Origin of the sequence: Pseudomonas sp. (assembly GCF_049645325.1) — a bacterium.
GTDB lineage: Bacteria > Pseudomonadota > Gammaproteobacteria > Pseudomonadales > Pseudomonadaceae > Aquipseudomonas.
In genome coordinates this window covers 1-7,824 of record NZ_JBARTQ010000436.1, presented here as the reverse complement: position 1 = coordinate 7,824, position 7,824 = coordinate 1, and the positions used below count along the sequence as shown (strand labels likewise).

General features: G+C 61.2%; 9 protein-coding genes. 3 read left to right on the top strand and 6 right to left on the bottom strand.

Translation table 11 applies throughout. From position 1 onward, the window contains the following. The 3 genes from tsaB to ppc form a co-directional block, all read right to left on the bottom strand. Positions 1-369: tRNA (adenosine(37)-N6)-threonylcarbamoyltransferase complex dimerization subunit type 1 TsaB (gene tsaB / locus WBB95_RS18970; protein WP_424488979.1), on the bottom strand; the 369-nt coding region annotated here is incomplete at its 3' end. A gap of 90 nt (positions 370-459) precedes the next feature. After that, positions 460-1,107, bottom strand: coding sequence for an adenylate kinase (gene adk / locus WBB95_RS18965; RefSeq protein ID WP_049709696.1), 648 nt, complete (start codon positions 1,105-1,107; stop codon positions 460-462). Between the two features lie 279 nt (positions 1,108-1,386). Then, complete coding sequence (ppc, locus tag WBB95_RS18960; RefSeq protein WP_424488978.1) at positions 1,387-4,032, bottom strand: phosphoenolpyruvate carboxylase; 2,646 nt, start codon at positions 4,030-4,032, stop codon at positions 1,387-1,389. Between the two features lie 184 nt (positions 4,033-4,216). Between ppc and WBB95_RS18955 the strand changes: the two genes are divergently transcribed. The 3 genes from WBB95_RS18955 to WBB95_RS18945 all read left to right on the top strand — a co-directional run bounded on the left by WBB95_RS18955 (position 4,217) and on the right by WBB95_RS18945 (position 6,112). Then, positions 4,217-4,561 carry a pilin assembly protein gene (locus WBB95_RS18955; protein WP_424488977.1) on the top strand — a complete coding sequence of 115 codons (345 nt, stop codon included), beginning with the start codon at positions 4,217-4,219 and terminating at the stop codon, positions 4,559-4,561. 281 nt (positions 4,562-4,842) lie between these two features. Continuing rightward, positions 4,843-5,271, top strand: a complete 429-nt coding sequence (locus tag WBB95_RS18950; RefSeq protein ID WP_424488976.1) for a DUF4398 domain-containing protein — start codon at positions 4,843-4,845, stop codon at positions 5,269-5,271. Positions 5,272-5,326: 55 nt separating this feature from the next. Next, the gene (locus WBB95_RS18945) at positions 5,327-6,112 is read left to right on the top strand and encodes an OmpA family protein (protein ID WP_078741062.1); all 786 of its coding nucleotides are present in this window, start codon (positions 5,327-5,329) and stop codon (positions 6,110-6,112) included. 56 nt (positions 6,113-6,168) lie between these two features. Here the strand turns inward: WBB95_RS18945 and WBB95_RS18940 are convergent, their stop codons facing one another. The 3 genes from WBB95_RS18940 to WBB95_RS18930 all read right to left on the bottom strand — a co-directional run bounded on the left by WBB95_RS18940 (position 6,169) and on the right by WBB95_RS18930 (position 7,764). Next, complete coding sequence (locus WBB95_RS18940) at positions 6,169-6,429, bottom strand: hypothetical protein (RefSeq protein WP_424488975.1); 261 nt, start codon at positions 6,427-6,429, stop codon at positions 6,169-6,171. A gap of 106 nt (positions 6,430-6,535) precedes the next feature. Continuing rightward, entirely contained in the window at positions 6,536-6,862 is a 327-nt protein-coding gene (locus tag WBB95_RS18935) for a hypothetical protein (protein WP_424488974.1), read from the bottom strand. Further along, on the bottom strand, positions 6,859-7,764 hold the full coding sequence (locus WBB95_RS18930) for an alpha/beta hydrolase (protein ID WP_424488973.1): 906 nt from the start codon (positions 7,762-7,764) through the stop codon (positions 6,859-6,861). The genes WBB95_RS18935 and WBB95_RS18930 overlap by 4 nt, the downstream gene beginning before the upstream one ends. Positions 7,765-7,824: the final 60 nt, after the last annotated feature.

Here is a 7,824-nt window from a genome sequence, read left to right as displayed (position 1 = left end):
GACTTCATCCATCCGCGCATCGATAGCCGCCGCCACTTGCGTGGCGCCGTGCTCACGCAATGCGCGCTGGGCCAGCACCGCCAGGTTGGAGACCGGCAGCACCGGGCGCTCCAGCGCAAAGGCCAGGCCCTGCACGACGCCGATGGCGATGCGCACGCCGGTAAATGCGCCGGGGCCACGGCCAAAAGCGATGGCATCCACGGCAGACAAGGTGATGCCTGCGTCTTCGAGCAGTTGCTTGATCATCGGCAACAGCTTCTGCGCGTGCAGGCGCGGGATCACCTCGTAGTGGCTCGTTACCTTGCCATCGTGCAGCAAGGCCACGGAGCAAGCTTCAGTCGCGGTGTCCAGGGCCAGCAGGGTGCTCATCGGAGTGGGTGTCCAAGTCGAAAAAAAGTGCGCCAGTATAAACAACAACGGCCCGCAAGCGGGCCGTTGTACACATAGCAGATCGCAGGATCAGCTCAGTGCTTGCAGTACCTTGGCGGTGATGGCTTCCACCGAACCCACGCCAGGGATGTGGCTGTACTTCGGCTTGCCGTTGGCAGCAGACAGCTTCTGGTAGAAATCCACCAGCGGCTTGGTCTGGGAATGGTAGACCGACAGGCGATGACGCACGGTTTCTTCAGTGTCGTCTTTACGCTGCACCAGGTCTTCGCCGGTGACGTCGTCCTTGCCTTCAACCTTTGGCGGGTTGTAGACGGTGTGGTACACGCGGCCCGAGGCTTCGTGAACACGACGGCCCGCGATGCGCTGAACGATTTCTTCGTCTTCAACCGCAATTTCAACCACGGCGTCCAACTCTACGCCGGCTTTCACCAAGGCTTCAGCCTGGGGAATGGTGCGTGGGAAGCCGTCGAACAGGAAACCGTTCTTGCAGTCTTCCTGGCTGATGCGTTCCTTGACCAGGTTGATGATCAAGTCATCGGAGACCAGGCCGCCGCTGTCCATCACGCTCTTGGCGATCAGGCCCAGCTCGGTGCCGGCTTTTACAGCCGCGCGCAGCATGTCGCCGGTGGAGATTTGTGGAATGCCGAATTTTTCAGTGATGAACTTTGCCTGAGTACCTTTACCGGCCCCGGGAGCTCCCAGCAGAATGACGCGCATCGATGTGCTCCTCAATTTTTTATAGAGATGACGCTCGGATTCGCCGCGTGGGGCCAATCTCGTAAATATGTGGGTCCAGGCCGATCAAACGGCCAAAGGCTGATCAAGATACACAGCAGGCTCTATCCATACAAGCCGCCGAAAGTCGCAGGAATCGCGCCAGGCTGGCGTCATAGGTGGGGTGTGCCTGAGTGCAACCCGGCCCTGTAAACGCCGACCGCCCTTTTCAGGGCGGCCGTCTGTGTTTATCTGCAAGCCTTTGAGAACACGCAAGAAACCTCAGCCAGTGTTGCGCAAACCGGCGGCAATACCGGCCACGGACACCAGCAGCGCCTGTTCCAGAGGGCTGTCTTGCGCTGCCTCCTGTTGGCGCGAGCGCGCCAGCAGCTCGGCCTGCAGCAGGTGCAGTGGGTCGAGGTAGGTGTTGCGCAGACGGATGAACTCCAGGGTGTCTGGGCTATGGGCCAGCAGTTGCGACTGGCCAGTCAGGCCAAGCACCACGTCACATGCCTGCGACAATAGGTCGCGTAAGTGCGCGCCCAATGGCAACAGGTCAGGCTGCACCAGACGCTCATCATAGAGACGGGCGATATCGGCATCCGCCTTGGCCAGCACCATTTCCAGCATATCGATGCGCGTGCGGAAGAACGGCCACTGCTCGCGCATCTGCCCCAGCAACTCACCTTCACCGCGCTCCAGCGCCTTGCTCAATGCCGCTTCCCAGCCGAGCCAGGCGGGCAGCATCAAGCGGGTTTGGGTCCAGCCGAAGATCCACGGGATCGCGCGCAGGCTCTCGATCCCACCCGCGCGGCGCTTGGCCGGGCGACTGCCGAGCGGCAAGCGCCCCAGCTCCTGCTCCGGGGTGGACTGGCGGAAGTACTCGACGAACTGCGGGTTCTCCCGCACCACGGCGCGGTACGCGGCAACACCGTCTGCCGCCAATTCGTCCATCAAATGGCGCCAAGCCGGCTCAGGGGGCGGCGGTGGCAGCAGCGTAGCTTCGAGTACGGCAGCCAGATAGAGGTTGAGGTTCTGCTCGGCAATGTCCGGCAAGCCGAATTTGAAGCGGATCATCTCGCCTTGTTCAGTGGTGCGGAAGCGCCCCGCCACCGAGCCCGGCGGCTGCGACAGGATCGCCGCGTGAGCCGGGCCGCCGCCACGGCCGACGGTGCCGCCGCGACCGTGGAACAGCAGCAATTCCACCTGTTGCTCGCGGCAGATATCCACCAGCCGTTCCTGCGCGCGGTACTGCGCCCAGGCCGCCGCCGTGGTGCCGGCGTCCTTGGCCGAATCCGAATAGCCGATCATCACTTCCTGCGGGCCTTGCAACCGGGCGCGATAGCCCGGCAATTGCAGCAGGCGCTCCATCACCGGCCCGGCGTTGTCCAGGTCGGCGAGGGTTTCAAACAGCGGCACCACACGCATCGGCCGTTGCACGCCCGACTCTTTAAGCAGCAGTTGCACGGCCAGCACGTCCGAGGCGGCGCCGGCCATGGAGATCACATACGAGCCCAGTGACGCAGCCGGGGCGGCGGCGATTTCCTTGCAGGTGTTCAAGACTTCGGCCGTGTCCGCCGACGGTTTGAAATAGCCCGGCAGCAGCGGCCGACGGTTGGTCAGCTCCTTGCTCAGGAAGCTGATGCGCGCCTCTTCGTCCCAGTCTTCATAGCGGCCAAGGCCCAGGTAATCGGTGATTTCAGTCATGGCGGCCGAGTGGCGGCTGGAGTCCTGGCGCACGTCCAGGCGCACCAGAAACAGGCCAAACGTCACGGCACGGCGCAGGCAATCGAGCAGCGGGCCATCGGCGATCACGCCCATGCCGCACTCGTGCAGCGACTGGTAACACAGCTCCAGCGGGTCGAGCAGGTCGCGGTTGTTTTGCAGCACCTCGGCGGGTGCCGGGGTCGCGGCGGTCAACGCGGTGTGAGCCCATTGGCGCGTGGCACGAAGGCGTTCACGCAGCTGCTTGAGCAACGCACGATACGGCTCGACGCTGTCGCCGACCTTGGCTTGCAACGCCGGGCTGGCGCGTTGCATCGACAACTCGGAGGCCAACTGATCGATGTCGCTCAAGTACAGGTCCGCGGCCATCCAGCGCGCCAGCAACAGCACTTCGCGGGTGACCGGCGCGGTGACATTCGGGTTGCCATCACGGTCGCCGCCCATCCACGAAGCGAAACGAATCGGCGCCGCCTCCAGGGGCAAGTGCAGACCGGTCGCGGCATGCAGGGCCTGGTCGGCCTTGCGCAGGTAATTAGGGATGGCGTGCCACAGCGAATGCTCGATCACCGCAAAGCCCCACTTGGCTTCGTCCACCGGGGTGGGCCGGATGCGGCGGATTTCTTCGGTGTGCCAGGCCTCGGCGATCAGCCGTTGCAGGCGTTCGCGGATGTGCTCGCGCTCGGCCGTGGTGAGGTCGCGGTGATCCTGCAGCGCCAGTTGCGCGGCAATCGCATCGTATTTCTGGATCAGGGTACGGCGCGCCACTTCGGTGGGGTGGGCGGTGAGGACCAGTTCGATCTCCAGCCGCGCCAACTGGCGAGCCAGGGATTCGTCGCTGTGACCTTCTTTTTGCAGGCGGGCCAGCAACTCCGGCAATACCCGCGACTCGAACGGCGCCGGTTGCGACTCGTCACGCCGATGAATCAGCTGGTACTGCTCGGCAATGTTGGCCAGGTTGAGAAACTGGTTGAAGGCCCGCGCCACGGGCAGCAGTTCATCCTCCTGCAACTGGTTCAAGCTGGCGCTGAGTTCTTCGCCGGCGGCTTGCTCGGCGACTGCGCCACGACGGTCGGCCTTGGCGCCTTTGCGGATCTGCTCGATCTTGTCGAGAAAATCATCGCCGTACTGCTCTCGAATGGTGTTGCCCAACAGTTCACCCAGCAGGTGAACATCCTCACGCAAGCGTGCATCGATATCACTCATCAGCCAATCTCCAGCCAGAAATCCGGGACGCGCAGGTGGTCCAGAGTGCCGCCAGCATCCATTTCTGACAAGACTTTAAACCTTGTGACTTGCAGCTAGTCTCAACAGTACGTCGCCGCGTCATCCACGCAGGCGGCGGGTCACTCATCACCGCCCGCAACCAGTGGGCTTAACTGAGGTTGCCATGAAAATCCGAGAATTGGCCCAGCATTGGGAAGAGAACGCCAAAGGTCGCCTGACCAAAACCGAGTACGCGATCCATCTGGACGTAGAGTCCGCCGCACGGCTGGCGGCCATTGCCGAGATGTACCCCAAGCGGCACACCGAAGAACTGCTTGGCGAACTGATCGGCGCCGCCCTTGAAGAGCTGGAAGCCAGCTTTCCGTACATCAAGGGCAAGCAGGTAATCGCCACCGATGAAGAGGGCGACCCGCTGTACGAGGACGTCGGCCCTACCCCGCGTTTTCTGACGCTGTCGCGGCGCTATCTGCATGATTTGTCAGCGGGCGCCGACAAACAGAAGCACTGATAAACATCCGCAAAATCCAATCTGACCCTTGTATTCCGGGCCTCGCAGAGGCTCGGCGTACCGCTGTGCGCGGCAAAAGTTCCAACTTTTAAACGCTGACCGTTCAGTCAGATATTTTTTTAGGCAAATCGCCATCTTGTCTGAACTTTTGAAAAAAGCCTCCGGTCACAGCCAGTAAGCCATCACTTGGAACGGCCGTTTGAACTGGCGTCATGGGCTTTACTGCCGGGCCCGCAACCGACGAACCAAGATGGAATTTGATGTATTTCAGGAGTTATCTAATGGAGTCGAAGACGATGAAGACCAGCACTGCCAAATCCTCGTTTAACCACCTGCGCGGGCTAAAATTGGCCGCGCTGGCAATCGGCACCAGCTTCGTTTTGGCTGGCTGCGCCGGCAACCCTCCAACCGAGCAATACGCGGTAACCCAATCGGCCGTGAACAGCGCAGTCAGCGCCGGCGGCACCGAGTACGCAGCGGTTGAGATGAAGTCGGCTCAGGACAAGCTCAAAGAAGCCGAGATTGCCATGCACGACAAGAACTACGACAAGGCCCGTCAGTTGGCTGAACAAGCCGAGTGGGACGCTCGCGTTGCTGAGCGTAAATCCCAGGCTGCCAAAGCCGAACAGGCCGTGAAGGATTCCCAGAAGGCTGTTCAGGAGCTGCGTCAGGAAGGCATGCGCCCGGCTGTTATCAAGCAGCAGCAATAAGCCGCCGCCCCTGATTGCAATGCACCCGATATCGAATTGAAAGGACGACACGACTATGCGTAAACAATTGATGATTCCTGCCCTGCTGGCGATGAGCGTTGCCCTGGCAGCTTGCTCCACCCCGCCGAACGCAAACCTGGAAAACGCCCGCACCAACTTCTCGGCCCTGCAAACCAACCCGCAAGCTACCAAGCTGGCAGCGCTGGAAACCAAGGACGCGAGCGAATGGCTGGACAAGGCTGACAAGGCTTACCGCGACAAGGAAGACGAGAAAAAGGTCGACCAACTCGCCTACCTGACCAACCAGCGCGTTGAAGTGGCCAAAGACACCATTTCCCTGCGCGAATCCGAAGCCAAGCTGAAAAACGCCGGCGACGAACGTGCCCGTGCACTGCTGCAAGCCCGTGACGCGCAGATCAAGCAACTGCAAGACAGCTTGAACGCCAAGCAGACTGATCGCGGCACCCTGGTAACCTTCGGTGACGTGCTGTTCGCCACCAACAAGTCCGACCTGAAATCCAGCGGCTTGGTCAACATCACCAAGCTGGCGCAGTTCCTGCGCGACAACCCGGACCGTAAAGTGATCGTCGAAGGCTACACCGACAGCACCGGTTCCGACTCGTACAACCAGAGCCTGTCCGAGCGTCGTGCGGCTTCCGTACAACGTGCACTGGCTCAGCAAGGCGTGGACATCTCGCGCATCGTGACCCAGGGTTACGGCAAGGAATACCCGGTTGCCGACAACGGCAGCGTATCGGGCCGTGCCATGAACCGCCGCGTTGAAGTGACCATCTCCAACGACAACCAGCCGGTCAAACCACGTTCGTCGATGGCGAACTGATTGATTGACGCTGGATGAAAAAACCCCACCTTAATGGTGGGGTTTTTTTTCGCCGGTCAGGCGTTGATTTGGCGGCCGTTGTCATTACCCGGCATCATCGCTTCCATGCCCTGGCGCCCCGCCGCCAACTTCTCAAGCGCCTCGGGACTCGCCTGGCATTCCGTACATTCGGCGCCACCCGACAACATCTCCATCAGCCGCTTGATCAGGTCGGGCTCCTGCTTCTCCTGTGGTTCGGCAGCTTGTGCGCCGCCCTGGTCCAAATCGCTTTGGCCCCTGGCCATGCCGAGCATCTTGCCAATTGCACCAATATCCATCATCACACTCCCGGATTCGCACTGCGTAAGTTCGCCGTCAGCCACGCTGACAACCCAGTCAGTGGCGTCTTACGAGATACGGTTCCAGATATTTCCTGTGCGGCCGTTATTGCTCCAATTGCGGGGTTTCCTGGCCCATGCAACGCACGGCCTGTTTCTTGTTGTTCACCAGCACACCGCTCAAGCCTTTCTGCTCAGTGTCGAACATCACCAGCACGCCATCGACGCATTGCGCGACTTGCGCGGCCGGCGTCAGGGAGATCTTGTAGTCCTCGCCCGGCACAGTCTTGAGCAGGGTGAAGTCGCTGAGCAGCAGCGCGTCCTCAGGCTTGGCGAAGTGCAGGTAGCCGTAGAACCACAGGCAACCGACCGTGCCGATGATGGTGCCAATGCCGGTGAGGATCAGCGGGATCATGTTGCGTTCTTCGCTCATTGCGGGCTCTCTGATGAATCAACTTTAGGAATCGGGTAGTTCGGAATCTCGCCCAGGCGGCGCAGGCCGTTGAAGTGCTGGGGGTCATCCAGGTAGCGCAGCATCACGGTTTGCCAGGTCTTGTCGGCAAAGGTCTGCACATGGCCGCCGCGAGTCAACTGCAACACTCTTGGCGGCGGCGCGGCCTGATACAGGCGGATGCCGTTGGACAGCGGCACGATCGGGTCATCCAGGCTGTGGAACAGCAGCTTGGGCACGTCAGTCAGTTGGGGCATGGCGTTGATCGCACTGTCGCCGTCGGGCACCAGCCAGGACAAGGGCACCTGAAATGGCCATGTTAGCCAAGAGGTGCTGAGCGCGAATTGTCCTACGTCACGATAACTGGCGGGCACGCCGTCCAGCACCAGCGCCTTGAGCCGGCGCTGACGCTCCGGGTGCGCGGCCAGGTAGTGCACCGCCAGCGAGCCCCCCAGGCTTTGGCCCAGCACAACCAGAGGCTGGCCTTGGGTTTCGGGCGCAGTGTCGAGCCAGTTGAAGGCGGCATCAATGTCCTGGTAGATCGCTGGCAACGACGGCTTGCCTTCAGACAGGCCGTAACCGCGATAGTCCAGCAACAGCACTTGATAACCCTGCTCCGGCAACCACCAACTGCCGCCCAGGTGCCAGGCGAGGTTGCCGCCATTGCCGTGCAGGTGCAGCACCGTGCCCTTGACCGGCACACCCGGTTTGGTTGGCAGCCACCAGGCGTGCAGCTTCACCCCGTCGGCGGTGGTCAGGGTGATATCACGGTACGCAAGGTGGGCTTTTTCCGGCGTGAAGGGCAGCCCGGGCTCGGGGTAAAACAGCAGTGAGCTGCAACCGTTCAATGTGAGTAGCAGGCAAAGAATGCCGAGGATTCTCATCCGTTGAAACCTCGCTGAATAGGTTGTACTCATTTCTCAAGAACCAATGAGGTTAAATGT